General features: G+C 67.7%; 23 protein-coding genes. 13 read left to right on the top strand and 10 right to left on the bottom strand.

The window, feature by feature from the left end; genetic code table 11:
* Positions 1 to 160 precede the first annotated feature (160 nt).
* The 4 genes from HEP73_RS20815 to HEP73_RS20800 all read left to right on the top strand — a co-directional run bounded on the left by HEP73_RS20815 (position 161) and on the right by HEP73_RS20800 (position 3,872).
* Positions 161 to 1,063: an ABC transporter ATP-binding protein gene (locus HEP73_RS20815; protein ID WP_185821391.1), complete on the top strand. Its 903-nt coding sequence runs from the start codon at positions 161 to 163 to the stop codon at positions 1,061 to 1,063.
* Positions 1,060 to 1,887, top strand: coding sequence for an ABC transporter permease (locus HEP73_RS20810; RefSeq protein ID WP_255423586.1), 828 nt, complete (start codon positions 1,060 to 1,062; stop codon positions 1,885 to 1,887). Before HEP73_RS20815 ends, HEP73_RS20810 begins: the two co-directional genes overlap by 4 nt.
* Before the next feature lie 136 nt (positions 1,888 to 2,023).
* Positions 2,024 to 3,217: a sensor histidine kinase gene (locus HEP73_RS20805; RefSeq protein ID WP_255423585.1), complete on the top strand. Its 1,194-nt coding sequence runs from the start codon at positions 2,024 to 2,026 to the stop codon at positions 3,215 to 3,217.
* Positions 3,218 to 3,269: 52 nt separating this feature from the next.
* Positions 3,270 to 3,872 carry a response regulator transcription factor gene (locus HEP73_RS20800; protein ID WP_185821389.1) on the top strand — a complete coding sequence of 201 codons (603 nt, stop codon included), beginning with the start codon at positions 3,270 to 3,272 and terminating at the stop codon, positions 3,870 to 3,872.
* Positions 3,873 to 3,966: 94 nt separating this feature from the next.
* On the opposite strand, the gene fhuE is transcribed toward HEP73_RS20800, so the two are convergent.
* A complete protein-coding gene (fhuE, locus tag HEP73_RS20795; protein ID WP_185821388.1) occupies positions 3,967 to 6,117 on the bottom strand; it encodes a ferric-rhodotorulic acid/ferric-coprogen receptor FhuE in 2,151 nt (716 codons plus the stop codon).
* Between the two features lie 630 nt (positions 6,118 to 6,747).
* On the opposite strand from fhuE, the gene HEP73_RS20790 reads away from it, so the two are divergent.
* A complete protein-coding gene (locus HEP73_RS20790) occupies positions 6,748 to 7,551 on the top strand; it encodes a ThuA domain-containing protein (protein WP_185823526.1) in 804 nt (267 codons plus the stop codon).
* Positions 7,552 to 8,275: 724 nt separating this feature from the next.
* On the opposite strand, the gene HEP73_RS20785 is transcribed toward HEP73_RS20790, so the two are convergent.
* Positions 8,276 to 8,863, bottom strand: coding sequence for a cytochrome b (locus HEP73_RS20785; RefSeq protein ID WP_185821387.1), 588 nt, complete (start codon positions 8,861 to 8,863; stop codon positions 8,276 to 8,278).
* The gene (locus tag HEP73_RS20780) at positions 8,860 to 9,960 is read right to left on the bottom strand and encodes a catalase family peroxidase (RefSeq protein ID WP_185821386.1); all 1,101 of its coding nucleotides are present in this window, start codon (positions 9,958 to 9,960) and stop codon (positions 8,860 to 8,862) included. The genes HEP73_RS20785 and HEP73_RS20780 overlap by 4 nt, the downstream gene beginning before the upstream one ends.
* Before the next feature lie 252 nt (positions 9,961 to 10,212).
* On the opposite strand from HEP73_RS20780, the gene HEP73_RS20775 reads away from it, so the two are divergent.
* Both HEP73_RS20775 and HEP73_RS20770 read left to right on the top strand, forming a co-directional pair.
* Positions 10,213 to 10,725, top strand: a complete 513-nt coding sequence (locus HEP73_RS20775) for an RNA polymerase sigma factor (RefSeq protein WP_185814354.1) — start codon at positions 10,213 to 10,215, stop codon at positions 10,723 to 10,725.
* Positions 10,722 to 11,468: an anti-sigma factor family protein gene (locus HEP73_RS20770; protein WP_185821385.1), complete on the top strand. Its 747-nt coding sequence runs from the start codon at positions 10,722 to 10,724 to the stop codon at positions 11,466 to 11,468. The genes HEP73_RS20775 and HEP73_RS20770 overlap by 4 nt, the downstream gene beginning before the upstream one ends.
* A 274-nt stretch (positions 11,469 to 11,742) precedes the next feature.
* Here the strand turns inward: HEP73_RS20770 and HEP73_RS20765 are convergent, their stop codons facing one another.
* The 6 genes from HEP73_RS20765 to HEP73_RS20740 form a co-directional block, all read right to left on the bottom strand.
* Complete coding sequence (locus HEP73_RS20765; protein ID WP_185821384.1) at positions 11,743 to 13,113, bottom strand: leucyl aminopeptidase family protein; 1,371 nt, start codon at positions 13,111 to 13,113, stop codon at positions 11,743 to 11,745.
* A gap of 73 nt (positions 13,114 to 13,186) precedes the next feature.
* Positions 13,187 to 13,903, bottom strand: a complete 717-nt coding sequence (locus HEP73_RS20760) for an HAD family hydrolase (protein WP_458309636.1) — start codon at positions 13,901 to 13,903, stop codon at positions 13,187 to 13,189.
* Positions 13,904 to 14,033: 130 nt separating this feature from the next.
* Positions 14,034 to 15,155 carry an AI-2E family transporter gene (locus HEP73_RS20755; RefSeq protein WP_185821382.1) on the bottom strand — a complete coding sequence of 374 codons (1,122 nt, stop codon included), beginning with the start codon at positions 15,153 to 15,155 and terminating at the stop codon, positions 14,034 to 14,036.
* A 146-nt stretch (positions 15,156 to 15,301) separates the two neighbouring features.
* Positions 15,302 to 15,757 (bottom strand): hypothetical protein, encoded by a 456-nt coding sequence (locus HEP73_RS20750; protein WP_185821381.1) that lies wholly within the window; start codon positions 15,755 to 15,757, stop codon positions 15,302 to 15,304.
* Entirely contained in the window at positions 15,754 to 16,245 is a 492-nt protein-coding gene (locus HEP73_RS20745) for a phage holin family protein (protein WP_185821380.1), read from the bottom strand. The genes HEP73_RS20750 and HEP73_RS20745 overlap by 4 nt, the downstream gene beginning before the upstream one ends.
* A gap of 5 nt (positions 16,246 to 16,250) precedes the next feature.
* Positions 16,251 to 16,619 (bottom strand): hypothetical protein, encoded by a 369-nt coding sequence (locus HEP73_RS20740; RefSeq protein WP_185821379.1) that lies wholly within the window; start codon positions 16,617 to 16,619, stop codon positions 16,251 to 16,253.
* Between the two features lie 164 nt (positions 16,620 to 16,783).
* On the opposite strand from HEP73_RS20740, the gene HEP73_RS20735 reads away from it, so the two are divergent.
* The gene (locus tag HEP73_RS20735) at positions 16,784 to 17,011 is read left to right on the top strand and encodes a hypothetical protein (RefSeq protein ID WP_185821378.1); all 228 of its coding nucleotides are present in this window, start codon (positions 16,784 to 16,786) and stop codon (positions 17,009 to 17,011) included.
* 21 nt (positions 17,012 to 17,032) lie between these two features.
* Here the strand turns inward: HEP73_RS20735 and HEP73_RS20730 are convergent, their stop codons facing one another.
* Positions 17,033 to 18,478 (bottom strand): Do family serine endopeptidase, encoded by a 1,446-nt coding sequence (locus tag HEP73_RS20730; protein WP_185821377.1) that lies wholly within the window; start codon positions 18,476 to 18,478, stop codon positions 17,033 to 17,035.
* Positions 18,479 to 18,952: 474 nt separating this feature from the next.
* Here HEP73_RS20730 and HEP73_RS20725 point away from each other — a divergent pair, with 474 nt between their 5' ends.
* The 5 genes from HEP73_RS20725 to HEP73_RS20705 all read left to right on the top strand — a co-directional run bounded on the left by HEP73_RS20725 (position 18,953) and on the right by HEP73_RS20705 (position 24,786).
* Positions 18,953 to 21,106, top strand: a complete 2,154-nt coding sequence (locus tag HEP73_RS20725) for an adenosylcobalamin-dependent ribonucleoside-diphosphate reductase (RefSeq protein ID WP_185821376.1) — start codon at positions 18,953 to 18,955, stop codon at positions 21,104 to 21,106.
* 195 nt (positions 21,107 to 21,301) lie between these two features.
* Positions 21,302 to 22,021 (top strand): hypothetical protein, encoded by a 720-nt coding sequence (locus tag HEP73_RS20720; protein WP_185821375.1) that lies wholly within the window; start codon positions 21,302 to 21,304, stop codon positions 22,019 to 22,021.
* A gap of 92 nt (positions 22,022 to 22,113) precedes the next feature.
* On the top strand, positions 22,114 to 22,953 hold the full coding sequence (locus tag HEP73_RS20715) for a TSCPD domain-containing protein (protein ID WP_185821374.1): 840 nt from the start codon (positions 22,114 to 22,116) through the stop codon (positions 22,951 to 22,953).
* Between the two features lie 74 nt (positions 22,954 to 23,027).
* The gene (locus tag HEP73_RS20710; protein WP_185821373.1) at positions 23,028 to 23,942 is read left to right on the top strand and encodes a ParA family protein; all 915 of its coding nucleotides are present in this window, start codon (positions 23,028 to 23,030) and stop codon (positions 23,940 to 23,942) included.
* Between the two features lie 451 nt (positions 23,943 to 24,393).
* Positions 24,394 to 24,786, top strand: a complete 393-nt coding sequence (locus tag HEP73_RS20705) for a SymE family type I addiction module toxin (protein WP_185821372.1) — start codon at positions 24,394 to 24,396, stop codon at positions 24,784 to 24,786.
* The last annotated feature ends 393 nt before the right edge of the window (positions 24,787 to 25,179 follow it).

Raw genomic sequence — 25,179 nt, 5'->3', positions numbered from 1 at the left:
GGCAGTGCGGCGCCATTCCCCATGGCGTGGAGCGCAGCATGCGGCAATCGCGCGGCCATCGCCAGTGACAGCTGTCACCTGCCGTGGCTGACGGGCCGCACTGGGATGCGCCGACGGCGCGGCGCAGCATGGCCACTCCCGCCACCACCGGTCCATGCCGATGCCCGCTCCCGACAACATCCCGCTGGCGCAACTGCGCGGCGTGCACAAACGCTACGGCGCGGTGGTCGCGCTGGATGGCGTGGACCTGCAGCTGCAGCGCGGCCAGTTGCTGGCGCTGCTCGGCGCCAACGGCGCCGGCAAGAGCACGGCGGTGGCGCTGCTGCTCGGGCTGCAGGTGGCCGATGCCGGCAGCGCGCAGCTGTGCGGGCAGGACCCGCGTGCGCTCGGCGCGCGGCGCCAGGCCGGGGTGATGCTGCAGTCCGCCGGGTTGCCGGACACGCTGCGCGTGGGCGAACTGCTGGAGCAGACGCGCGGCTACTACCGGCGCCCGCGCAGCGTCGCCGATTGCGTGGCATTGGCCGGGTTGGATGGCCTGATGGCGCGCCGCTACGGCGGCCTGTCCGGCGGGCAGCAGCGGCGCGTGCAGTTCGCGATGGCGATCTGCGGGCGGCCGCAGGTGCTGTTCCTGGACGAACCCAGCACCGGTCTGGACATCGAGGCGCGGCAGGGCCTATGGCGGGCGATTCAGGAGCTGGTCGCGGACGGCTGCGCGGTACTGCTGACCACGCATTATCTGGAAGAGGCCGAGGCGCTGGCCGACCGGGTCGCGGTGCTGCAACGCGGCACGCTGATCGCCGAGGGCAGCGTGGAAGAGCTGCGCGCGCGCTTCGAGCAGCGCACGATCCGCTGCCGCAGCGCGCTGGACGCGGCGCAGGTGGCGAGCTGGCCGCAGGTGCGGCGCGTGGACGGCCGCGACGGCGTGCTGGAGATCGTCGCCGAACCGGCCGAGCCGGTGGTGGCGCAATTGCTCGCCGCCGATCCGGGGCTGGACGAATTGGAAGTCAGGCGTGCCGGCCTGGCCGACGCGTTCCTCGCCATCACCCGTGCGGAGGCCGCATGAATACTCTGGACCCGCGTCGCACCGATTCCGCCGCCGAACTCGCGCGCGACGTCTCCCTGCCGTTGTACGACTCCTCCGAATTGCAACTACGCGACCACGCCGCGCTGCTTCTGCGCGAAATCCGCTACGAACTGCTGCGCTGGCTGCGCACCCCGTCCTTCGCGCTGCCGACCTTGCTGTTCCCGCCGATGTTCTACCTGCTGTTCGGCATCGTGCTCAACCGCGGCAACCCTGCCGCTGCGGTGTACCTGATGGCCAGCTACGGCGTGTTCGGGGTGATGGCGCCGGCACTGTTCGGCTTCGGCGTAGGCCTGGCGCTGGACCGCGAACGCGGCCTGCTCACGCTCAAGCGTGCGATGCCGGTGCCGCCAGCGGCGATGCTGCTGGCGCGCACGGTGCTGGCGATGTTGTTCGCGCTGGCGATCGGGGTGCTGTTGCAACTGCTCGGCAGCGTGCTGGGCGGGGTACACCTGGCGTTGCCGCAGCGCGGCTTGCTGCTGCTGGTCGATGTGCTGGGCACGCTGCCGTTCTGCGCGATCGGGCTGTACATTGGCGCCCGCGTCGGCGGCAGCGGCGCGCCGGCGGTGGTCAACCTGATCTACCTGCCGATGGCGTTCCTGTCCGGCCTGTGGATCCCGCTGCAGATGCTGCCCTCGCTGCTGACCACGCTGGCGCCGCTGTGGCCGTCCTACCACCTGGGCCAGCTCGCGCTGCGCGTGGTCGGCCAGGACAACGGCAGTAGCGTCGCCGGCCACATCGCCGCACTGCTGGCGGTGACCGTGGTGTTCTTTGCGCTGGCGCATCGGCGCCTGCGCCGCGGCTGATGGCCGGCCTCTGTCGCGCCGGCGCGGCGCTGCCGGCATCGCCCATTCCAGCCACGCCGTCGGCACCGCTGCACGGCACCGGCGATCGCTCGCTATGCTATGCACCGCGGCAACGCGTCCGCCCCTGGAGCCTGCCGTGATCGCCTTGGACGCTTCGCCCGAATCGCTGATCGCCCGGCGCCTGGGCTGGAGCAATGCCCGGCGCAGCACGCAGTGGTTCGTGTGGCTGTCGCTGGTCTGGTCGATCTGGCTGTTCGTGACGCCGCTGTACGAGCCGCAGTACTTCACTAGCTGGTTCTGGCCGACCATGGCCAGCTACGCCGTATTCCTGGCGCTGTACTACTGCGCCTACTACCGCGATCGCCGCTACCTGCGCTGGTGCGTGGCCGGCATGGCCACGCTGGGCTTCGTGCTGCTGCCGTACAACCCGGGCGCGCAGTGCTACATCATCTATGCCTGCGCGTTCCTGGCGTTCTGCTTTCCGATGGCGCGCGCGCTGGCGGCGATGCTGCTGTTGCTGGCCGCCTTCGCGCTGGCCTGGTGGCTGCGCGGCTGGTCGCCGCTGTACATGACCAGCGCGGTGGTGATCGGCCTGTCGGTGGGGCTGATGAACATCAGCTTCGAACGCCGCGCGCGCGCAGACGCGCAGCTGCGCCTGAGCCACGAGGAAGTGCGGCGCCTGGCCGGGGTTGCCGAGCGCGAGCGCATCGGCCGCGATCTGCACGACCTGCTCGGCCACACGCTATCGCTGGTGGCGCTGAAGTCGGACCTGGCCGCGCGCCTGCTGGCGCGCGATCCGGCCGCGGCGCGGCAGGAGATGGAGGACGTCAGCCAGGTCGCGCGCGAGGCGCTGGGCCAGGTGCGGCGCGCGGTCAGCGGCATCCGCGCCGCGCAGCTGGCGGCGGAGATGGCCTCGGCCAAACTGCTGCTGGAATCCTCCGGGGTTACCTTCCGCTATCAGGTCGATGCGCTGCCGCAGTGCGCACAGCTGGAGACCGTGTTCGCCATGGTGCTGCGCGAGGCCGCCACCAACATCCAGCGCCATGCCGAAGCCCGCAATGCGCAGCTGCGGCTGTGGTGCGAGCGCGACCAGGCCTGGCTGGAGATCCGCGACGATGGCCGCGGCAGCGCGATGCAGCCGGGCACCGGCCTGGCCAGCATGCGCGAACGGTTGGAGGCGGTGGGCGGGGCGTTGCGGATCGAGTCCGAACGCGGCCAGGGCACCCGCCTGCTGGCGTCGGCGCCGTTGCCGCGGAACCCACCTGCGGCACTGCTCGCAGCGGAGACCGCGCCGGAACCGCGCGGCTGCCAGGATCCCGCGTTGCGCTGAACGTGACTGCGGCCGGCGCCCTACAATGCGCCCACAAGCACCGGGGGCAAGCGTGATTCGAGTAGTGCTGGCGGAAGACCAGGCGATGGTGCGCGGTGCGCTCAGCGCGCTGCTGGGCCTGGAAGCGGATATCGCCGTGGTCGCCAGCGCCGCCGACGGCGAGGCCGCGTGGCGCGCGCTGCAGGCGCACACCCCGGACCTGCTGGTCACCGACATCGAGATGCCCGGCCTCAGCGGCCTGGAACTGGCGCAGCGGGTGCAGCGCCAGCAGTTGCCGATCCGCGTGGTCATCGTCACCACCTTCGCCCGTCCCGGCTTCCTGCGCCGCGCGCTGGATGCCGGCGTCGGCGGTTATCTGTTGAAGGACGCACCGCCCGAGCGCCTGGTCGACGCGATCCGCCAGGTGCACCGCGGCGGCCGCGCGATCGATCCTGAACTGGCGCTGGAAGCCTGGTCCGAAGCCGACCCGCTCAACGACCGCGAACGCCAGGTGCTGCGCCTGGCCGGCGAGGGCGCCTCGGCCGGCGATATCGCCGCGCAACTGGGACTCTCGCACGGCACCGTGCGCAACTATCTGTCCGAAGCGATCGGCAAGCTCGGCGTCGGCAACCGCATCGAGGCGGCGCGATTGGCGCGGCAGAAGGGCTGGCTGTAGCGCTGCCGGAAACGCGAATGCCGGTGGACATGGGCCACCGGCATTCGGGTGCATCCAGGCCCGTTCAGCGCATCGCGCCGGACGGGACGACGGATCAGAACGACCAGGTGAAGCTCAGCGAGCCGCTACGCGGTTCGCCCCAGGCGCCGTAACCGTAGATCTGCGCGTAGTACGTCTTGTCCAGCAGGTTGTTGAGGTTGGCCTGCACCGTGAATTCGTCGGACAGGCGGTAGCGCGCGAACGCGCTGACCAGCGCATAGGCGTCCTGCTCGAAGCGGCCGTAGGTTGCATCGACGTAGTAGATGCGGTTCTGCCAGTTGACACCGCCGCCGAAGGTCAGCTCGGTGAGGCTGCGCGGGGTGTAGCTGGTGTAGAGCTTGAGCGTGGTCTGCGGCAGCTGCGCGTTGATGTCCGCACCGCCCGCATCCTTGGCGACGTAGCGCGAGGCGCCGAAGGTGCCGTTCCAGCCGGGCGCCAGTTCGCCGTTCAGCTCGAACTCGAAGCCGCGGCTGACCGTGCCCTGCGCCGCGACGTACGCGGTCTCGGTGGTACCTGGGACGAACTCGGTGGTGGCCTGGGCGACGTTGTCCTGTTCGATGCGGAACACCGACAGCGATGCGTTGAGGCGATCGTCGAACCACGCCGCCTTGACCCCGGCCTCGTAGCTCTTGCCGATCACCGGATCCAGGTACGCGCCGGTGCGGGTGCGCGAGGTCTGCGGCTGGAAGATGTCGGTGTAGCTGACGTAGGTCGACCACACATCGTCGATCGTATAGACCAGGCCGGCATACGGCGTGGTTTCCTTCTGCCGGCTGGTGTACGCCACGCCGCTTTCGGCGCCATCCACCTTCCAGTCGGTGTAGCGCGCGCCGACGATCAGCTTCAGCGGATCGGCCAGCGAAAAACGCGCGGCCGCATAGCCTGCCTTCTGGGTGACGGTGCCGCGGCTGAATTCGGTCAGCGCCGACCAGGTCGGCTCCGGATAGTTGCCGGTCCAGTTCAGATAGCTGTCCATCGGCGCCGGGAAATCGAACGCGCCATCGTTGACGTAGCGGCGGCGGTTGTAGCTGACTCCGGCCATCAGTTCGTGTTCGCGCCCGAACAGCTGGAACGGGCCTTCGGCATAGCCGTCCAGGCCATCGACCTTGCGCTCGGTGACGTAGTAGCCGGAGTACGGCACCACGCCGGCGCCGGTGTTCTTGTCGAAGCCGTAGATCGTATAGAACGGGTAGAACAGCTTGTCGGTGACGTTGGTCTGGTCGTGGGTGGCGTTGGCCTTGATCTTCCAGCCGCTGGCGAAATCGTGCTGCAGCGTGGCGAAGGCGCGCTTGGTGGTGGTGTCCCAGAACGTCCAGTCCGCGGCCGGGTTGAACGAGCGCGAATAATTGGTACGGCTGCCGTCGGAATACCACAGCGGGAAGCCGCCCCAGGTGACGTCGTCGGACTGCTTCTTCTGGTAGTCGTAGCCCACGCTCAGCTGGGTGTCCGGGGTCAGGTCGGCGTCGATCACCGCATAACCCAGGGTCTTGTTCTGGCTGTAGCGGTCCACGTACGAATCGGTATCCAGGTAGCTGCCGATCACCCGCGCGCGCACCGTGCCGCTGGCGTTGAGCGGAGTGCTGACGTCCACCGTCGTGCGGGTCCGGCCCCAACTGCCGGCGGTGACCTGCACGCTGCCGGCCAGCTCGGCGCTGTCGGCGTGCTTGCGGATCAGGTTGACCGAGGCCGACGGATTGCCCGCGCCGGTCATCAGCCCGGTGGCGCCGCGCACCACTTCCACGCGGTCGTACAGCGCAAGGTCCAGCGCCGAGTCGCCGTAGCTCCAGTTCTGCACCATCGTGGTCGGGATGCCGTCGAACTGGTAGTTGTCGATGTAGAAGCCGCGCGCGTAGAACTCGAAGCGCTCGCTGTCCGAGCGGGTGTTGGACACGCCGGTGGTGTTCTCCAGCACGTCGATGATGTCGTCCAGGCCCTGATCCTCGATGCGCTGGTGGCTGATGATGCTCACCGACTGCGGGATCTCGCGCGGCGCCAGTTCGAAGCGGGTGCCGGCCGTGGTCTTGCGCACGCTGTAGCCTTCGGCGCGCTCGCCCTTGACGCTGACCTTGTCGAGCGTGGTCACATCGGAATCGGGTGCGGTGTCGGCGGCCGCGTCGGCGGCGAAGGCCGGCACGCTGGCGAGCAGGCAGGCCATGGCCAGGGACGAGCGGCGCGGGAAACGGCGGGGAGGGAGGAAACGGGTCATCGCAAGGCTCCGTGGCAAGCAGGCATGGCCATCGACCGCGCTGCACGCAGCGCCGCAGGATGGTCGGATTTGGAGGCTGGCTTGGAGCGGGACATGCGCCGTGCGCAGGCGAGGCCTGTGCGCGGGACGTCGACACCTGGCTGGCGCTGTCGATGCGGCCGGCTACCTCGGAAGAGCGGCCGGCGCATGACGGGTAGTTCGGGGAAACGGGCGTGGTGATCTGTCGATCGGGGCGCGCCCACGGTGGCAAGTGTAACGGTGTCGGGTCGGCGCGGCCATGTCGGCGCTGCCACATTGCACGCCGTCCTGTGGTCGTTCTGGCGGGGGCGATGCGCGGCGCAGTGGCCGCCAGTGGGGACGTCCTGCCGGCGCTGCGACGCAAGTCCACTGTCGCGCCGCGCCGGCGGCGATCGGTATGCCGGAAGCGCAGGCGCCTATGAAATTGTGCGTGCCCGCGTGGTGGCGCTGCCGCCAGTGACTATGCTGTCGGAAATCGGATCCAGCGACGCGCCAAGCAGGGAGTGCCCGGAAAGGAGCGTCTTCGACGGCGGTGCGATTCCGACCACCGCCATCATCGCCAATCCCGAGTGATGCGCCCGATCGACGGACAGGAGAACGTGGATGAAGTGGATGCGCGCAATGCTGTTGGCAGGGGCGCTGCTGTTGGCCTGGTCGCTACCGGCCGCCGCGGCGATGGCGGCCGACGGCCAGTTCAAGGTGCTGGTCGCGGCGATTCCCAACAAGTACCACCACGACTACATCCCGGTGGCCAAACCGCAGTTCGAGGCGCTGGCGCGGCAGCACTACTTCGAGCTGGTGTGGGCGTGGAACGCCGAAGCCTTCGATGGCGACCTGTCGCAATACGCGGCGATCGTGCTGCTCAATACGCCGGCCACCGATCTCAATCCGGCGCAGCGCGCCAATTTCCAGAAATTCGTGCGCGGCGGTGGCGGCGTGGTCGCGGTGCACAAGGCGTTCGCGATCGCGCGCGGGCAGTGGGACTGGTACGACCGTCTGATCGGCCGCGCGTTCCGCACCCATCCTTATCTGCAGACCGCGATGGTGGATGTGGTCGATCGCAACTTCCCGGCCACTGCCGGCCTGCCGCAGCGCTGGCTGTGGTCGGACGAGTGGTACGAATACGATCCGCCGTACAGCGACGACCTGGTCACGCTGCTGACGGTGGACGAAACCAGCTACGACCCCACGCTGATCTGGCCCGGCCAGGTCGCCAAGGGCATGGGCAAGCCGCATCCGGTGGCCTGGTATCACCGCTTCGAAGGCGCGCGCGTGTTCGTCACCGCGCTCGGCCACCAGGCCGAGGCCTACAACGATCCGCGCTACCTAGAACACCTGTACGGCGGCATCTACTGGGCCGCCACCGGCCACGGCATCGCCGGCGAGACGGCCCCGCCCGCGCCGCGCCCGCACTGAATCCGCCCGCGCCGCACTATCGCTGCCGGGCAATCCGAAGCCCCTCCTACAGAAGCACTTGGCCAGCACGCCACCCGCTTTTTGTAGGAGCGGCTTCAGCCGCGACAGGAACCGAACCGCCGTCAGGCGGTCTGTCGGGGCTGAAGCCCCTCCTACAGAAGCACTTAGCCAGCACGCCACCCGCTTTTTTGTAGGAGCGGCTTCAGCCGCGACAGGAACCGAACCGTCGTCAGGCGGTCTGTCGGGGCTGAAGCCCGTCCTACAGAAGCACCTGGCCAGCACGCCACCCGCTTTTTTGTAGGAGCGGCTTCAGCCGCGACAGGAGCCTAACCGTCGCCAGGCAATCTGTCGGGACTGAAGCCCCTCCTACAGAAGCACCGGGCCAGCACGCCACCCGCTTTTTGTAGGAGCGGCTTCAGCCGCGACAGGAACCGAACCTTCGTCAGGCAATCTGTCGGGACTGAAGCCCCTCCTACAGAAGCACCGGGCCAGCACGCCACCCGCTTTTTGTAGGAGCGGCTTCAGCCGCGACAGGAACCGAACCGCCGTCAGGCGGTCTGTCGGGGCTGAAGCCCCTCCTACAGTGCACCGGGCTAGCAAGCCGCACGCCTTTTGTGGGAGCGACTTCAGTCGCGACGGGCGTTACCGATCACGCCATCGCGGCCGATAGTCCAGGTCCACCCGAAGTCGTCCCGCTAGCCCACAACCAGCACAGCGCAAACCCTCAGCCATGTTCTCGCGACGCTGCCTGGTTCACCACCACCACCGGCGCCGCACCACCCCGCGCCATGCTCGAAAACACCCCATCGCGGCGCACCCATGCATGGAACAGCGCCGCGCACAGATGCCCCAGCACCGTGGCGAACAGCAGATACGCCAGCCAACCATGCGCGCTGCGCAGCCAGGCATACAGCGCCGGGCTGTGCGGCGCGATCGGCGGCAACTGCGCGCCCGGCCACAGCACGATCGGATAGCCGCCGGCCGATAGCATCGACCAGCCTAGCAACGGCATCGCCAGCATCAGCGCATACAACAACCAGTGCGAGGCCAGCGCCGCGGTCTTCTGCCACCACGGCAGGTCGGCCGGCAGCGGCGGCGGCCGATGGCGCAGGCGGTTGCCCAGGCGCACGATCGCCAGCAGCAAGATCGCGATGCCCAGCGGGCGGTGCAGGTCGAGCAGCCACGGCCGCTGCGACACCGAGGCGACCATGCCCACGCCGACGAACAGCATGGTCAGGATCATCGCCGCCATCAGCCAGTGCAGCAGGCGCGCGGTCAGATTGAAATGCCCGGAGGCGTTGGCGCGGCTCATTGCGCACCCCCATGCGCCTGGCCGGTCGCATCCGGCGCCTGGCCGCGGCCGATCTCGCGTTCGCGGCGGTTGAACGAGTGCGAATACACCGCCGAGCGCGCGGCCAGGATCGGGTCGTCGGAACCGGCGATGCCGCGCGGCAGGATCAACGGGTCGTAGTTCAGGTCGCGGCACGGGCCGGTGGCCTGCGGCTCGGCGTGGTCGAGCACCAGCGTGCCGGCGACGATCTGTTGCCGGTCCTGCGGCCACGGCTGCGACGGATCATTCACCGGATCGCCGGGCGCAGCCACGGTCAGCACCAGGTCCCAGCGCAGCGGCCCTTGCGCCAGCCGCGCCTGCAGGTCCTCGCCGAGGAAGTCGGCATCGGCCTGCGCGCGCTGCGCCGCCGACAATTCCTTGAACGCGGTCTGCGGCCGCATCGACCAGCGCACGAAGCGGCTGCTGCCGTCGGCGGCGATGAAGCGGAAGCTGTTGACCCCGTTGTACTGGGTGTTGGCCCAACTGTCCGACCACGGCGCGGTCTTGGCCCACTGCTGGAATTTCTTCGCTTCCGGATAGCGTTGCACGAACGCGGCCATCTTCGCCGGGTCCGGCTTGCCGGTGGCCGGGTCCGGCTGCGCGGCCAGGGTCTGTGCCATGAAGCCTTCCGGCGTGGCCACCACGAAGAACGGGAAGCTGTTCATCGCCGTGCGCCACTGCTGGCCGTCGTCGCTGCGCAGCAGCAGCGCCATGCTGCGCACCCGCGCCGTGGCATCGGCGCCGTGCGGATCGCCGCCGCCGATCGACATGCGCCCCAGCACCGGCACCGAGGCCTGGGCGAACACCCGCGCCGAGGACAGCGCGCTGGCCTGGCCGTTGCCTTCGAAATGGCCGCTCACGCACATGCCCTTGCTGTGCGCGCGGCGGAAGCCCGGATGCGGCGGGCCGCCGGCCTCGATGGCGTCGGTCATGCGCTGCGCGGTCAGCCGTTGCGGCCCGCCCAGCCAGCCCGCGCTCCAGGCGAAGGCGGCGGCGAGCGCGGCAGCGATGGCGGCAATGCCGGCCAGCGGTAGCCAGGGCCGCGGGCGCGGCGGCGGGGTGGGAGCGGGACGGGACATGGGGCGACTCCTGTGGCGGTGGCGATTGGGAGTGAGACGTCCGGCGCCGCGTTCTATTCCCGACACCGCGCATGTTCGGCATTTGCGTGGCGCGTTTTCGCCGGCAGCGGTTCCCTGCGGCCCGGCAGGCTGCACAATTGCGTGGGTGTCGCCGCCCAGCCAGGCGACTCGCCTCGGCCAGGGAATAATCCGCCTCGCCGTGCGTCCTACCTGTGATTGCCCCCTTCCCGAGCGCTGCACGCGACCCTGCCCATGGACGAACTCGACGACGATTCCCTGCGTGCGCTGATGCCTCGATTGCGACGCTTCGCCCAGTCGCTGAGCGGCGATGCAGCCAGTGCCGACGACCTGGTGCAGGCGGCGCTGGAACGCGCGCTGCGGCGCTGGTCCACGCGCCGCGACGCCGATGCATTGCAGCCGTGGCTGTTCGCGATCGTGTACCGGCAGTTCGTCGACGCGCGCCGGCGCGCGCAGCGCTGGCAGCGGGTGCTGGCCCTGTTCGCGCCGCAGCAGCCGACCCAGGCGCCGTCCGCCGAGCAGGTGCACGACGGCCGCGCGATGCTGGCCGCGTTCGCGCAACTGCCGGCCGAACAGCGCGCGCTGCTGTTGCTGGTCAGCGTCGAGGGCTTCAGCTACCGCGACGCCGCCACCGCGCTGGACCTGCCGATCGGCACGGTGATGTCGCGGCTGTCGCGCGCCCGCGAGAAACTGCGCCAGCTCGGCGAAGGCCGCAGCGGCAACCCTGCCTTGCGAGTGCTCAAATGACCGTGTTGCGCCCCGACGACGAAACCCTGCACGCCTATGTCGATGGCCGCCTGGACCCTGCGCGGCGCGCACAGGTCGCCGCATGGCTGCAGGCCAATCCTGAGCACGCCGCACGCGTGGCCGGCTGGAAGCAGGACGCCGACGCGCTGCGCGCGGCATGGGCCGGTGCCGAGACGTTGCCGGCCAATCCCGCATTGACCATGCCGGCCCTGCGGCGCCGCACGCGCCAGCGGCGCCGCACGCTGGCCGCCATGGCGGCCAGCTGCGTGCTGACGCTGGGCCTGGGCATCACGCTTGGCTGGCAGTTGCGCGACAGCCGCCTCGGCGGCGAGCGCCTGCCGATGGCCGACGCGGTGGCCGCGTACCGCCTGTTCGCCGACGGCGAGCAGCCGCTGGAATTCGACCCGGCGCGACGGGTGGCCTTGCAGGGCTGGCTGCGCACCCATTTCGGCGCCGCCGGCGCGGTGCCGGACCTGCAGGCGCAGGGCTTCGCGCTGCGCGGCGGGCGATTGTTGTCTACCCCCGAGGGCGCCGCGGCGATGCTGGTCTACCAGGACGCCGACGGCGCGCGCATCGGCCTGTACCTGCGTCCGCGCAGCGCCCGCCTCGGCAACGGCGAGCGCCGCGACGGCCGCCTGCTGGCTCAGTACTGGTCCGAAGGAAACACCGCCTTCGCCCTGGTCGGCCCGGCCACGCAGACCCGCATGCGCCAGATTGCCCCGCTGCTGCGCGGGCAGGGCTGAGCCAGCAGAAAGGCGTCGGGACTGAAGTCCCTCCCACAGTGCACCCAGCGAACAGGCCGCAAGTTCCTGCTCCTGTAGGAGCGGCTTCAGCCGCGACCAACGAAGTCAGTAACCCGGCGATTTTGCTTGTCTGTAGCGGCTGAAGCCGCTCCTACAGTGCATCCTGCGAGCGAGCCGCAAGTTCCTTGTGGGAGCGACTTCAGCCGCGATGAGCGAAGCGGTGGAGGTGCCGTGGCCGGAACAGTGTCGATAGACACCGACACCCCGCCAAACCCTACCCGGCGTAGCGCGCCTTCAGCATCGCGTAGGCCGAGCGCAGCGCCAGCGCTTCGCCGCCGGCGGGGCGGCCGGGGCGGTCGCTGTCGTTCCAGGCGTACACGTCCAGGTGCGCCCAGGCCTGCCGCGCCGGCACGAAGCGCTCCAGGTAAAGCGCCGCGGTCACCGCGCCGGCCATGCGCGAACCGGCGTTAGCCAGATCGGCGATCGAGCTGGTCAGGTAGCGCAGGTACGGGCGCCACAGCGGCATGCGCCACACAGGGTCGCGGCTGCGTTCGCCGGCGGCGATCCAGGCCTGCGCCAGCGCGTCGTCGTTGCAAAACAACGCCGGCAGATCCGGCCCCAGCGCGACCCGCGCCGCGCCGGTCAGCGTGGCGAAATCCAGGATCGCATCCGGCGCCTGTTCGCTGGCGTAGGTCAGCGCGTCGCACAGCACCAATCGGCCTTCGGCATCGGTGTTGTCGATCTCCACGCTGATGCCCTGGCGGGTGGCGATCACGTCGCCGGGGCGGAACGCGTCCGGGCCGACCGCGTTCTCCACCGCCGCGAGCAACACGGTCAGCCGCAGCGGCAGCCGCTGCGCCATCACCAGCCCGGCCAGCGCCAGCGCATGCGCCGCGCCGCCCATGTCCTTCTTCATGTGGCGCATGCCGTCGGCCGGTTTCAGGTCCAGGCCGCCGGTGTCGAAGCACACGCCCTTGCCGACCAGCGCCACGTGCGGGTGCGCGTCTTCGCCCCAGCGCAGCACGATCAGCCGCGGCGCGCGGTGCGAGGCGCGGCCGACCGCGTGGATCGCCGGGAAATTGCGCAGCAGCAATTCCTCGCCGACGATGCTTTCGCACTGCGCGCCATGCGCGTCGGCGATCGCGCGCGCGGCCGCTTCCAGCTGGTCCGGCCCCATGTCCTCGGCCGGCGTGTTGACCCAGTCGCGCACGCGCACGCACGCCTCCAGCTGGTCGCGCACCTCCGCGCTCGGCGTGGCCAGCAGTTGCGCCGGCACCCGCGTCGGCTGCTTGTAGCGGGCGAAGCGGTAGCTGCCCAGGCCCCAGCCCAGGTGCAGCGCGGCCTGCTCCTCCTCGCTCAGCGCGCTGGCCAGCCGCCAACTGCTGCCGGCCGGCAGCGCGTGCGGCGCGTGCGCGTAGGCATAGGCATCGCCGCGGTCGCCGACGCCCAGCACCGCCGCGGCCACGCCATCCGCGCCGGGCAGCAACAGCACCGTGCCGGGGGCGGCCACGAACTGCTGCGCGTCCAGCCACGCCACCCAGGCCGGCGCCTGCGCGGCGCGCCATTCGGCCAGGCGTTCGCGGTCCAGCACATGCAGCGGCAGCGCGTGGGGGGAGGCATCGGTGAAGCCGGAAGGCAGGGACATCAGCGGGTCCTTGTGGGGCGGGCGCGGCCGGCGCGGCGCGCGGCCAGGGCGGAAAAGCGGCAGCGGGCGGCGCTCATGCGCGCGCGCCGATGGCCGGCTGGGTGGCGTCCAGCCAGTCGGCCAGGCCGGTGAGGGTGTCGAAGTGCAGGTCCGGCGGCGTGGGCGGATGCCAGGCCTGCGCGTCGCGGTTGATCCAGCAACCGCGCAACCCGGCCTGCATCGCGCCGACCACGTCCATCTCGATATGGTCGCCGACGTGCAGTACCTCCGCGTAGGGCACCCCCAGGCGCGCGCAGGCGGCGTGGAAGATGCTCGGGTCCGGCTTGGCCGCGCCGTGTTCGCGCGCGCTGAGCTGGAACGCGAAATGCGAGGCCAGGCCGATCGTGGCCAGGTCGGCATTGCCGTTGCTCAGCGCCACCACCGGCACCCGCGCGGCGATCCGCTGCAGCGCGGCGATGCTGTCCGGATAGCACTCCACCTGATTGCGCGCGGCATAGAACACCGCGAACGCCGGCTCCACCAGCGCCTCGTCGGCGCCGCTGTCGCGCAACGCGCGGCGCAGGGTCAGCCGCCGCATCTCGCTCAGGTCGTGGACCAGGTGCGGATGCGCGGCGAATACCTCGTCGCGCAGCTGGCGCATCGCCACGATCGGGAACCGCTCGGCGGTGCGCGGACTGTGCTGCAGCAGCCAGTCGTGCAGCACCTGCTCGATACGCGCGCCGATCGGCGCGAACGGCCACAGCGTGTCGTCCAGGTCCAGCGTGATCGCGCGAACGGGGAAGGAAGGCAAGGAAGTCACTCGCAACATTTTACGCGAACCCGCCGCAGCGACCGTCGCCCCAGGTAGACATGCACGCCGGCCCCCAAGCCGACGTCGATCGCTTTTCCGAGTCCCCAGTCCCCGGTCCCGAGTCCCGGCTTCATTCCAGCAACCTGGCCCAGCGCTGCATGCCTTCCACCCGCGCCAGCACCATCTTGATGCACACCAGCAGCGGCACCGCCAGCAGCAGCCCGATCATGCCCCACAGCCAGCCGAACAGCATCAGCGCCAGGATCAGCATCAGCGGCGAGATCGCCATGCGCCGGCCGAGCACGATCGGCGTCACCACCTGGCCTTCGAGCATGTGCAGCGCCAGGTACAGGATCGCCGGCAGCGCCGCGCTCAGCGGATCGCGGAACTCCACGAAGCCCATCAGCAGCATCAGGATCGCGCCGATCAGCGGGCCCACGTACGGGGCGAAGTTCAGCAGCGCCACCACCGTGCCCCACAGCAGCGCTTCCTGCAGCGGAATCTTCAGCAGCACCAGGATGCCGGCGAAGATCAGCCCGACCAGGGTGTTGATGACGCTGATGGTGAGCACGTAGCGCGACACCTCGCGCTCGATCGAACGCAGGATGTCGGTGGTGAATTTCTGCTGCTGGCGGTTCGGCAGCAGCGCGATCGCATGCCGCTGCAGGTTCTCGCCGAACACCATGAAGAAGAACGTCAGCAACACCACCGCCAGCGCCGAGGCGGCCAGCCGCGGGGTGCGCACCAGCGCCTTGTACGGATCGTCCAGCTGGGTGCGGATCACCTGCACGCGGCGCCCGTTGTCGCCGCCGGCAGCGCGCGCGAAATTCTCCGCCGCCTGGTTGGCCTGCTGCATCGGCTTGGTCAGGTCGCGCACCTGGGTGGCGATGTGGCGCATCTGCCCGGGTGCCTGTTGCACCCACTCGGCGGCCGGCCCGGCCAACTGCATGGTCAGCGCCGCGGCCACCGCCATGCCCGACACCAGCACCAGCAGCGCGCCGAGGAAGCGCGGCACGTACAGCCGCCGCAGCCCGCGCAGGATCGGATTGCCGACCAGGGCGAAGAACGCGGCCAGCAGTACCGGCAGGATCACCTCCTGCGCCGCCCACAGGGTGTAGCCCACCGCCAGCGTCGCCAGCACCACCAACGACATCGGCCCGCGCGGACGCGGTGCGGGCGCTGGCGGCAGAGCGTCCTCGGGGGGCGGTGCCACGTCGCCGGCGTCGGCCACGGATTCGGAGAGAGTGCTCATCGGACCTGCGCTGCGTACGGTGGCCCCGGCACGCGTCCGTTGGACACGCGCCGTTCGGCGCAAAAAGGGGAAGCGGAGTGTAGGCCGATCCTGGCCTGCGCGGTATGAAGGCGGCGTGGCGACCGCAGCGGGTCGCTACGCCGCGCTCAGCGTTCGGAGACGTCGGTGGCCGCTTCGGCCGCGCGCGGCGGCGCGGCGAACGGCGCATCGACCGGCGCAGTGGCCACGACGGGCGCAACCGGCGGCCGCGGCACGCCTGCGGCCGCGGGCGTCTCGACCGCCTCGGCCGCGTCCTGCGCGGTGTCCGCCGCGCGTTCGGCCTGGTCGGAGGCTTCCTTGACCTTGGTCGCGGTCAGCAGGCTGGAGACCGCGCTGAGCATCTGCAGCCAACGCGCGCCGCCGAGCTTGCCGATCGCCGCCGCCGGTTCGGCGCGTCCGGCCAGAAAACCGGCGCCCAATCCCACCGCAACGATGCGCAGCGGCGTCCAGCCTTCGCGCCAGACCCGCTGCAGCGTGGTCCACTGCGTCTGCATCTGCTGCTGGCGGCCTTCCAGCACCGTCTCGGCGCGGGCGATGCGGTGCTGCAGTTGCTCGAATTTCATCGGCGCGTCTCGCTGGCCGCGGCTGCGTTGCCGCCGGCATGATCCTCGTCGTCGTCGCCACCGATCCCCAGCTTCGCCAGCTGGCGGCGGGTGGCGTCGAGCTTGCTCATCTCGAAATAGCGCAGCGCCTGCCAGGCGCCCAGGGCGGTGACCACCAGGCTGAACGCAGCCGTCGCCGAGATCGACGCCAGCCACGACCAGCCCATCCGCTGCAGCACCGCGATCAGCGCGCCCATCAGCAGCATCCACGCCGACGCGCCGAACGACACCGCGATGGTCAACCACACCAACGCGCGGGCCAGTGCGGCACGCGCCAGGGCCAGATCCGCCACCACCAGCTTGCGCAGCGCGCGGCTGGCTTCCAGCGTGGCGTTCAGGCCCTCGCGGCCGGCCTGGCCGAACTCGCGGAACGATTGCTCCAGCGAGGGCCGTTCGGCCTCCGCTGGATCGGGCGCGGCGGTGCCGTCGCGGGCCTGCTCGTCGCTCACGAGGCTTACTTGTCGCTGCTGCGGGCCAGCTTGGCGATGATCCAGCCGGTGGCGAAGGCCACGCCGAAGGAAGCCAGCGGACGCTCGCGGATCAGCTCGGCGGCGCTGTCGATCAGGTCGCGGCCCTTGTCCATCAGCACATCGACCTGTTCCTTCGCCGCGGCACCGCCGAACTCGGCAGCGGCCAGCCCGGACAGCGCGCTGTCGGACAGCTCGGCCTTGACGTTGGCCTTGCCCAGCTTCAGCTCGTCGCCTGCGGCACCGGCGGCGCCCTTGATCGCGTCGCCGGCGTAGCTGGCGGCCGACTTCAGGTGCGAACCGGCTTCGCTGAGGTTGTCCTTGAGGTTTTCGGTATTGGTGGGGTTGGCATTCATCGCGTGTCTCCTGAGGGTTTGGGGGCTATACCGCCCGCTATGCGCGGACGCTTCGCGGATCGCGGGCGACAGCAATACCATCGGCACGGTGTACGGCTTGTTAGGCCCTGGCGATCCACAGTGTCGCCGCTTGCGGTGCCCGCGACCAGGGCCGGGAGAAACGGATGCGCGCTTATGGGAACAAACGCGGCGGCACGGGCGTGGTCGCCTACGACATGGGACCGGACTGGATCGTGCTGCGTTTCGTCGACGGCAGCACCTACCGCTACGACCGCCACCATCCCGGGTCCTATCACGTGGCGGAAATGCAGCGCCTGGCCGACGCCGGCAGCGGCCTCAGCACCTATCTCAACCGCTATGTGCGCGACGACTACGCCGCGCGCCTGGAATGAGCGCGGCGCCGGCACCCCACCTCACTGCATCAACAAATCCGCCTGCGCCCCGCCGCGCACCACGCGCAGCACCAGCTGCGCCGGCTTGCGCGCGAAGTTGGCGCGGAAGCTGGCCAGGTCGGCGAACTCGCCGGTGGAGGCGGCCATCACGATGTCGCCGCTGGCCAAGCCATTGCGCGCCGCGCGGCTGCCGCGCGCCACGCTGCCCACCAGCACCCCGTTGATGCCGGACTGGCGCAGCGACTCGGGCAGGTCGGTGAAGCTGGCGCCGCCCAGCCGCGGGTCCAGCGATTCGCCGCTCACCGCGCGCGGCTGCTCCTTCAGCGTGGCCTTGATCTGCAGCGGCTTGCCGTCGCGGCGCACGTCCAGCGTCACCGTGCTGCCCACCGGCTGCAGGCCTTCGTAGTTGTGCAGCGCCTCGGCGCTGTCCAGGCGTTCGCCGTTGGCGCCCACCACCACGTCGCCGGGCTGCAGCCCCGCGCCGGCCGCGGCCGAACCGCTCAGCACCCGCGTCACCAGCGCGCCGCGCGGCGCGTCCAGGCCCAGGCCCTGCGCCATCTGCGCGGTCAGGTTCTGGGTCTCGATGCCGAAGGTGCCGCGGATCATCACCCCGTTGTTCTTCAGCAACTGCTCGACCACCGCCCGCGCCAGGTTCGACGGGATCGCCAGGCCCAGGCCGATGTTGCCGGCCATGCTGCCCTGCGGGTTGAAGCTGGCGGTGTTGATGCCGACCAGTTCGCCGTGCAGGTCCACCAGCGCGCCGCCGGAGTTGCCCGGGTTGATCGAGGCGTCGGTCTGGATGAAGTTCTGGTAGCCCAGGCCGCGGATGCCGTTGCGGCCCATCGCCGAGACGATGCCCGAGGTCACTGTCTGGGTGAAGCCGAACGGGTTGCCGATCGCCACCACGAAATCGCCAACGCGCAGCTTGCTGCTGTCGCCCAGGCGGATCTCGGTGAGCTTGTCGGCCTTGATCCGGATCAGCGCCACGTCGGTGTCCGCGTCCGAACCCATGAACTCGGCCTTGAAGCTGCGCCCGTCGGCCAGCGTCACCTGTACGTCGTCGGCGTTCTCCACCACGTGGTGGTTGGTCAGCACGTAGCCGTTCTTGGCGTCGATGATCACGCCCGAACCCAGCGACTCGTTGATCCGCTCCTGCGGGATGTCCGGGAACAGGCGGCGGAAGAACGGGTCGTTGAAGTACGGATTGCGCACCCGCACCACCTGCTTGGTGTTGATGCTGACCACCGCCGGCATGGTCTGCTGCAGCATCGGCGCCAGCGACGGCAGCGGCTGGCCGGCCACCGAGGCCGGCAACGCCGCGCTGCCGGCCAGGGTCTGCGCCACCGGCGCGGCGGGGGCGGGCGCGGCCTCGGCGCGGTTGTCCAGGTGCGCGTTGATCGCGGTGGCGGCGAAACCGCCGAAGGCAGCGGCGGCGGTCAGGGTCAGCAGCGTGGGCAGCGGTCGCATGGGTCGGGTTCCGGATGACGCGGCGGGAGACGCAGGGCAGATGGGCGCCGGGGCGCATAAATCAAGATGAACGCGCGGCGTTTAACCGCCAGTGAAAGCCCGGCGCCGGGCACACCCACGGCGGCGTACGGAGGTGCCGAACCGCCCGGTTTCGGCGTTGACAGCGGGCCTGCCCAGGGGTAGCTTGGGCACTTCGTTTTGCCACTACATGTAGCGGTAAGACGTCAAAGCAACCCAACTACTGGGGTTTTCGCTGGGGTCCAGACCCCAGGGGGCGCACGCAGTGACGCATGGCGTGAACGTGAGACGGGCGGTCGAACGCCCTACGCATTCCCATTCGGCCGAAGGGCGGCGCCGCGCGCGCTGCCGCGGCTGTCGTCGTCGCGCAGCGCAAACCGCATACAAATAAGAGACACGGCGGACGGTCCACCCCCATCCGCCCCATCGGCACAGGTTCGAGGAGAACAGAAAAGAATGAGCACGGTGCGCCTGGAAGTCGTCCAGACCGAGTCCAAGCAGAACCCCATCCCGATGCAGCCTGCGTCGCAGGATATCTGGGACAAGAAGTACCGCCTGAAGACCAAGCAGGGCGAACCGCTTGATGCCGACATCGACGGCACCTACCAGCGCGTGGCGCGCGCGCTGGCCGATGCCGAGGCCACCGAGGAAAAGCGCGCCCACTGGTTCGAGCGCTTCGCCTGGGCGCTGCGCCGCGGCGCGATCCCGGCCGGGCGCATCACCTCCAACGCCGGCGCGCTGGAACACAAGCCGGCCACCAGCACCATCAACTGCACCGTGTCGGGCATCGTCACCGATTCGATGGACGGCATCCTGGAGAAGGTCCACGAAGCCGGCCTGACCCTCAAGGCCGGCTGCGGCATCGGCTACGAGTTCAGCACGCTGCGCCCGCGCGGCGCGTTCGTGGCCGGCGCCGGCGCCTACACCTCCGGGCCGATGTCGTTCATGGATATCTTCGACAAGATGTGCTTCACCGTGTCCTCGGCCGGCGGCCGCCGCGGCGCGCAGATGGGCACCTTCGACGTGTCGCACCCGGACGTGAAGGACTTCATCCGCGCCAAGCGCGAGGACGGGCGCCTGCGCCAGTTCAACCTGTCGCTGCTGATCACCGACGGCTTCATGCAGGCGGTGGAAACCGACGCCGACTGGCCGCTGGTGTTCCCGGTCAACCGCAAGGAAGAGGCCGACATCGACCTGACCAGCGCCACCGACGTGGTCTGGCGCGACTGGCCCACCCACAGCAACTACATCGTGCGCGACGACGGCCTGGTCGCGTGCAAGGTGTACGGGCAGATCCGCGCCCGCCACCTGTGGGACATGATCATGGTCTCCACCTACGACTACGCCGAGCCGGGCTTCATCCTGATCGACCGCGTCAACGAGATGAACAACAACTGGTGGTGCGAGAACATCCGCGCCACCAACCCCTGCGGCGAGCAGCCGCTGCCGCCGTACGGCGCCTGCCTGCTCGGCTCGATCAACCTCACCAACTTCGTGCGCGACCCGTTCACCGCGCAGGCGCGCTTCGACTGGGAGGAATACAAGGAAGTGGTGCGGGTGTTCACCCGCATGCTCGACAACGTGGTCGAGGTCAACGGCCTGCCGCTGCAGCAACAGCGCGACGAGATCCTGCGCAAGCGCCGCCACGGCATGGGCTTCCTCGGCCTGGGCTCGACCATGACCATGCTGCAGATGAAGTACGGCAGCGCCGCCTCCTGCGAATTCACCGAAGCCATCGCCCGCGAAATGGCCGTGGCCGGCTGGGAAACCGCACTGACCCTGGCCAAGGAAAAAGGCCCGGCGCCGATCATGCAGGAGACCTTCGAAGTCACCGCCGCGATGCTGCGCCAGCGCCCGGAAATGGCGAAGGACGGCTGGCGCGTGGGCCAGCAGATCGAAGGCAAGCGGCTGCACGCCAAGTACAGCCGCTACATGCAGCGCATCGCCGAAGTGGCGCCGGAACTGGTGGACGAGCTGGCCGAAGTGGGCGCGCGCTTCACCCACCACAGCTCCATCGCCCCCACCGGCACCATCTCGCTGAGCCTGGCCAACAACGCCTCCAACGGCATCGAGCCCAGCTTCGCCCACCACTACAGCCGCAACGTGATCCGCGAAGGCAAGAAGTCCAAGGAGAAGGTGGACGTGTTCTCCTTCGAACTGCTGGCCTACCGTCACCTGGTCAACGCCAAGGCGATGCCGTTCGCCGAAGCCGCCGACGCGCAGCTGCCGGATTACTTCATCTCCGCCGACGACATCCACCCCAAGGAACACGTGGACGTGCAGGCCGCAGCGCAGAAGTGGGTGGACAGCTCCATCTCCAAGACCGCCAACGTCCCCACCGACTACCCCTACGAGCAGTTCAAGGACATCTACCGCTACGCCCACCAGCAGGGGTTGAAGGGCTGCACCACGTTCCGCTTCAACCCGGCCGCCTTCCAGGGCGTGCTGGTCAAGGAAGCGGACCTGGAGAACACCACCTACCGCTTCGAACTGGAAGACGGCAGCATGGTGGAAGTGAAGGGCAACGAGCAGATCGAATACGACGGCGAAATGCACACCGCCGCCAACCTGTTCGACGCGCTGAAAGAAGGGTATTACGGCAAGTTCTGAACGCCGCGTTTTTTGCGTCCCCCGCAGCGGCGGGGGACAGGCGGCGGCGGGGAAACGGGGAAAGCGGCAGGCCTGCTTTCCCCAACGCTTCCCTACCGCGCGCCGGCTGCCGTCGCATCCGGTTCCACGCTTCACGCCAATCGGTATAGCATCGCCCGCGTTACATAAACACTGACACCCTGAGGAAGGTTTTTTATGAGCAACGGTAATGGTGTGACGGCGACGCTGACGCAAGTCGCCGAAAATGTAAAAGAGACCGCCAGCAACATGGGCGACGCGATCGCCGCCACCGCCAGCGACGCCGTCGCCAGCGTCAAGCAGACCGCCGGGAACGTGCAGAAGCGCGTGCAGGACCAGGTCGCCAAGACCCGCAAGGCGGTCAAGAAGGCCGAGAAGGCCGTGGTCAAGCGCGCAGAGAAGGCCAGCAAGTCGGTGAAGAAGACCGTCGCCAACGCGCGCAAGAAGCTGGAAACGGCCAAGGCCAACGCCCAGTCCGAAGCCGCCGCGCTGAAGAAGGCCGGCAAGAAGACCGCCAAGAAGGCGGCTGCGAAGAAGGCCCCGGCCAAGAAAGCCGCCGCCAAGAAGACCGCGACCAAGAAGGCCGCAGTGAAGAAGGCGCCGGCCAAGAAGGCGGTAGCGAAGAAGTCGGTAGCGAAGAAGGCCGCGCCGAAGAAGGCGGTCAAGAAGGTCGCCGCGAAGAAGGCCGTGGCCAAGAAGTCGGTGGCCGCCAAGAAGACCGCGGTCAAGAAGAGCGTCGGCGCGCGCAATGCCGTCGCCAAGAAGGCAGTGAAGAAGGTCGCCAAGGCCGCCAAAAAGAGCACCGCCAAGGTCGCCAAGAAGACCGCCGCAACGAAGAAGACCGCCGTGCGCAAGAGCGCCGGCAAGAAGGCCGCGGCCACCCGCGCCCGGAAGTAAGCCGTCCCAGCTGCACCCTCTCTCCCGTTCGCGGGAGAGGGGCAGGGCGAGGGACGCGCGCCCCAATACGACACGCACATCAGGAACGCATCATGGCCGTCAAGATCGACAAGAAAATCAAGGGCTACGCCGTTGTCACCGCCGAAGACAAGGCGCGCGAAGCGGCGCCACCGGTGCCCGCCGCGTCGATCGACCGCGCCACCGCCGAGGCCGAAGTGCCGGTGGACAACATCATCCACATGCACGAGCGCATCGAGCGCCCGGACGTGCTGATCGGCAGCACCTACAAGATCAAATCGCCGTTGGTGGAACACGCCATGTACGTGACCCTCAACGACATCGTGCTCAACGCCGGCACCGAGCACGAACTGCGCCGCCCGTTCGAGATCTTCGTCAACTCCAAGTCCATGGAACACTTCCAGTGGATCGTGGCGCTGACCCGCATCATGTCCGCCGTATTCCGCAAGGGCGGCGACGTCACCTTCCTGGTCGACGAGATGAAAGCCGTGTTCGACCCCAAGGGCGGCTACTTCAAGGCCGGCGGCGTGTACATGCCTTCGCTGGTGGCCGAACTGGGCAGCATCGTCGAAGAGCACATGAAGTCCATCGGCCTGCTGCACGACCCGGAGATGAGCGACCACCAGCGCGCGCTGATCAACGAAAAGCGCAAGCAGTACGAAGACCGCTCAAAAAAAAACAATGAAATGAAGCCGGCCGTTCCTTCTCCTACGGGAGAAGGTGCCCGCAGGGCGGATGAGGGTAAGGGCTCGACCGATTCCACCGCCGACCACGAAGAAGACATCGCCGTCACCGGCGACGGCGCGAGCTTCCCGCCGTCGGCCACGATGTGCCACAAGTGCAACACCAAGGCCCTGGTCATCATGGACGGGTGTGCTACTTGTTTGAATTGTGGGTATTCGAAGTGCGGTTGAGTTAATCCTTTCTATCTATCAGAAATTTTGGGTTGTAAGTGAAAACTGAAAGTTTTTTCTCTAAGGATGGATCAATGAAGAAATTGACATTTTTTAACCATAAGGGAGGCGTGGGAAAAACGACGCTGACCGTTAGTGTTGCGGATGCTCTTGCTGATCTGGGGCTCAGAGTTCTACTGATTGATGCGGACCCGCAGTGCAATTTGACATCTTATTATCTAGACGAACACTTGCTTGATGAACTGCTTGGTGAATCTGGAACCGATGATGGGGGTACTATTTGGTCAGCTATCAAGCCAGTTGTGGATGGTAAGGGTGGAGTTAGGAAGTTTGATCTTTACGAAGTGCGTGAAGATAAGATTTGGTTATGCCCAGGAGACGTACTTTTAGCTGACTACGAAGAGGAGCTTCCAGCTGCTTGGACAGGATCCTTTGCTAGGAAAGAGCGTGATTACGATGTCACTTGTGTGCTCCATGATATGGCAGAGGAAATGGCTGCTAGATATGAGGTGGACATAGTTCTTTTTGATATAGGTCCGAATGTAGGGCCTCTAAATAGAAGTATTCTTTTAGGTTCGGATGCCTTTATCACGCCGGTAGCAGCAGACCTTTTTTCCTTGCGTGCGCTCAGTACTGTCGGTCGTTCTGTTGACCGTTGGATTCGTGATTGGGCTACGATTCGAAGTCTGGCATCTCCGGTTGCTCAGAAAAGATTACTTAAAGGAACTCCGGTCTATCTTGGATACGTCACATCTGCATATAAGGTTTTTTCAGGTCGGTCCTCAACTAAGCCTCACGAATTCTGGGAGAGAAAGATAGCTCCGAGAGTTAAGGATAGGGTTGTTGATGTGCTAGGGGCGATTCATCCTAGCTTTGTGCCATATTCACCCCAAAATAAATTAGCAGCAATCAAAAATTTCCACTCCATAGTTTGGCGCCGCAAGCCCAGAACAGCGGGGTGGCAATCGGGAAGCTTCGCGGTCATGTGAATTCTGGTTATAACGAGCAGGTTGATGAGGCTGCCTATGAATTTGGGTTGTTGGCTAAAGAGATAAAGCGGCGCCTTGGGTTATAATTTCAGGGAGTGCCGGGGTCGGGAATGCCGGGGTTAGAGTAGATTTTCTAGTTGTGCATAGCCTGCATTTTTGTCTACAAAAGCTCGTTGACGACGACTTTGTCAAAGAGCAAGATTGAATCACTGCGTTAAATCACGCAGCCGGGATTGGCGTCCCGTGTTCGAAGGCGCAATCAGCGCCCATTCTCCGATGTCCGGCGCTTTTTTGTTGGCCGCATCGACGGCGCGAATGCTTGCCGATTTATGGCGGGCGGTGCGCGGGAGCCTTCGGGCTCGCCGGAGCCTTTGACCGGTACGCCAATCGTGCACCGTCCGCCACCCCGATTGGCGTCGGGGAGCGGACTTCCTTCTCAAAGGAGTTCCGTATGTCCCGCAAAGCAACCGCACCCACGAGCAACCCGTCCTCCCGTCGCCGCACCCGCGATGCCGCGCCGTCGCCCGCCGCGCCTTTCGTCCCCGCCCCGATGCCACGCGTCCCGCTCGGCGACCTGACGTACACCACGCTGTTCCATCCGGTCCTGACGAAAGACGAACTGCCGCCCAAGCGCGCGCCGCGTTCGCACCAACCCACGCAGTGCACCATTGGCTACACCTGCCACGACGTGCGGGTGGACGGCCACCGGCAGAGCCAGCGCATTCCTACCTTGCGCCTGAGCGGCCAGTGGCTGGAAGCCTTGGGATTCGCGCCGGGCAGCAAGCCGTGCATCGCCATCGTCGATGGCGCGTTGGTGATCACGCCGACGTCGAAAGCATCATAGTTGGTAGGACCTCTTCACTTCCTCGCGCGAGGAAGTGAAGCAGCACTCCAGTCGTTGCGGTACTTGTCCATCTGGTAGAAATGTCTTAATGCTTTTGCATGTTCACCGGCATCTCTAGCGAAGAGCAGGTCGCCTGCTGGAAGAATTTGATGGTTGCATAGGCCCTATGTCATTCAATCCGTTATGCTGAAATGTTGAAGGTGCTCGACTTGCCGGTGCCTTCGTCAGCAACTTAGTGTTCAAATAATGAAAGAGGGTTGTCTCAGGTGAGAAGGCCATTGATGCGGTTGCTTGGCTATGAAGTTACGGTTTTACTGGTCTGCCTGTTCTGCTATGGGTTTCTCTACCTGAGGGGCATACCGAACGGCTGGAAGTTCGCTCTCTATGAGCTCG

This window comes from Xanthomonas sp. GW (assembly GCF_014236815.1).
Taxonomy (GTDB): domain Bacteria; phylum Pseudomonadota; class Gammaproteobacteria; order Xanthomonadales; family Xanthomonadaceae; genus Xanthomonas_A.
Note: the sequence above shows the minus strand (reverse complement) of the source record. Positions and strands in the feature narration are given on the sequence as shown.

Coding starts and splice junctions, on each gene's coding strand:
- HEP73_RS20815 (WP_185821391.1), top strand. CDS start 161: ATGCCCGCTCCCGACAACATCCCGCTGGCGCAACTGCGCGGCGTGCAC.
- HEP73_RS20810 (WP_255423586.1), top strand. CDS start 1,060: ATGAATACTCTGGACCCGCGTCGCACCGATTCCGCCGCCGAACTCGCG.
- fhuE (WP_185821388.1), bottom strand. CDS start 6,117: ATGACCCGTTTCCTCCCTCCCCGCCGTTTCCCGCGCCGCTCGTCCCTG.
- HEP73_RS20790 (WP_185823526.1), top strand. CDS start 6,748: ATGCGCGCAATGCTGTTGGCAGGGGCGCTGCTGTTGGCCTGGTCGCTA.
- HEP73_RS20785 (WP_185821387.1), bottom strand. CDS start 8,863: ATGAGCCGCGCCAACGCCTCCGGGCATTTCAATCTGACCGCGCGCCTG.
- HEP73_RS20780 (WP_185821386.1), bottom strand. CDS start 9,960: ATGTCCCGTCCCGCTCCCACCCCGCCGCCGCGCCCGCGGCCCTGGCTA.
- HEP73_RS20775 (WP_185814354.1), top strand. CDS start 10,213: ATGGACGAACTCGACGACGATTCCCTGCGTGCGCTGATGCCTCGATTG.
- HEP73_RS20770 (WP_185821385.1), top strand. CDS start 10,722: ATGACCGTGTTGCGCCCCGACGACGAAACCCTGCACGCCTATGTCGAT.
- HEP73_RS20765 (WP_185821384.1), bottom strand. CDS start 13,113: ATGTCCCTGCCTTCCGGCTTCACCGATGCCTCCCCCCACGCGCTGCCG.
- HEP73_RS20755 (WP_185821382.1), bottom strand. CDS start 15,155: ATGAGCACTCTCTCCGAATCCGTGGCCGACGCCGGCGACGTGGCACCG.
- HEP73_RS20750 (WP_185821381.1), bottom strand. CDS start 15,757: ATGAAATTCGAGCAACTGCAGCACCGCATCGCCCGCGCCGAGACGGTG.
- HEP73_RS20740 (WP_185821379.1), bottom strand. CDS start 16,619: ATGAATGCCAACCCCACCAATACCGAAAACCTCAAGGACAACCTCAGC.
- HEP73_RS20735 (WP_185821378.1), top strand. CDS start 16,784: ATGCGCGCTTATGGGAACAAACGCGGCGGCACGGGCGTGGTCGCCTAC.
- HEP73_RS20730 (WP_185821377.1), bottom strand. CDS start 18,478: ATGCGACCGCTGCCCACGCTGCTGACCCTGACCGCCGCCGCTGCCTTC.
- HEP73_RS20725 (WP_185821376.1), top strand. CDS start 18,953: ATGAGCACGGTGCGCCTGGAAGTCGTCCAGACCGAGTCCAAGCAGAAC.
- HEP73_RS20720 (WP_185821375.1), top strand. CDS start 21,302: ATGAGCAACGGTAATGGTGTGACGGCGACGCTGACGCAAGTCGCCGAA.
- HEP73_RS20715 (WP_185821374.1), top strand. CDS start 22,114: ATGGCCGTCAAGATCGACAAGAAAATCAAGGGCTACGCCGTTGTCACC.
- HEP73_RS20710 (WP_185821373.1), top strand. CDS start 23,028: ATGAAGAAATTGACATTTTTTAACCATAAGGGAGGCGTGGGAAAAACG.
- HEP73_RS20705 (WP_185821372.1), top strand. CDS start 24,394: ATGTCCCGCAAAGCAACCGCACCCACGAGCAACCCGTCCTCCCGTCGC.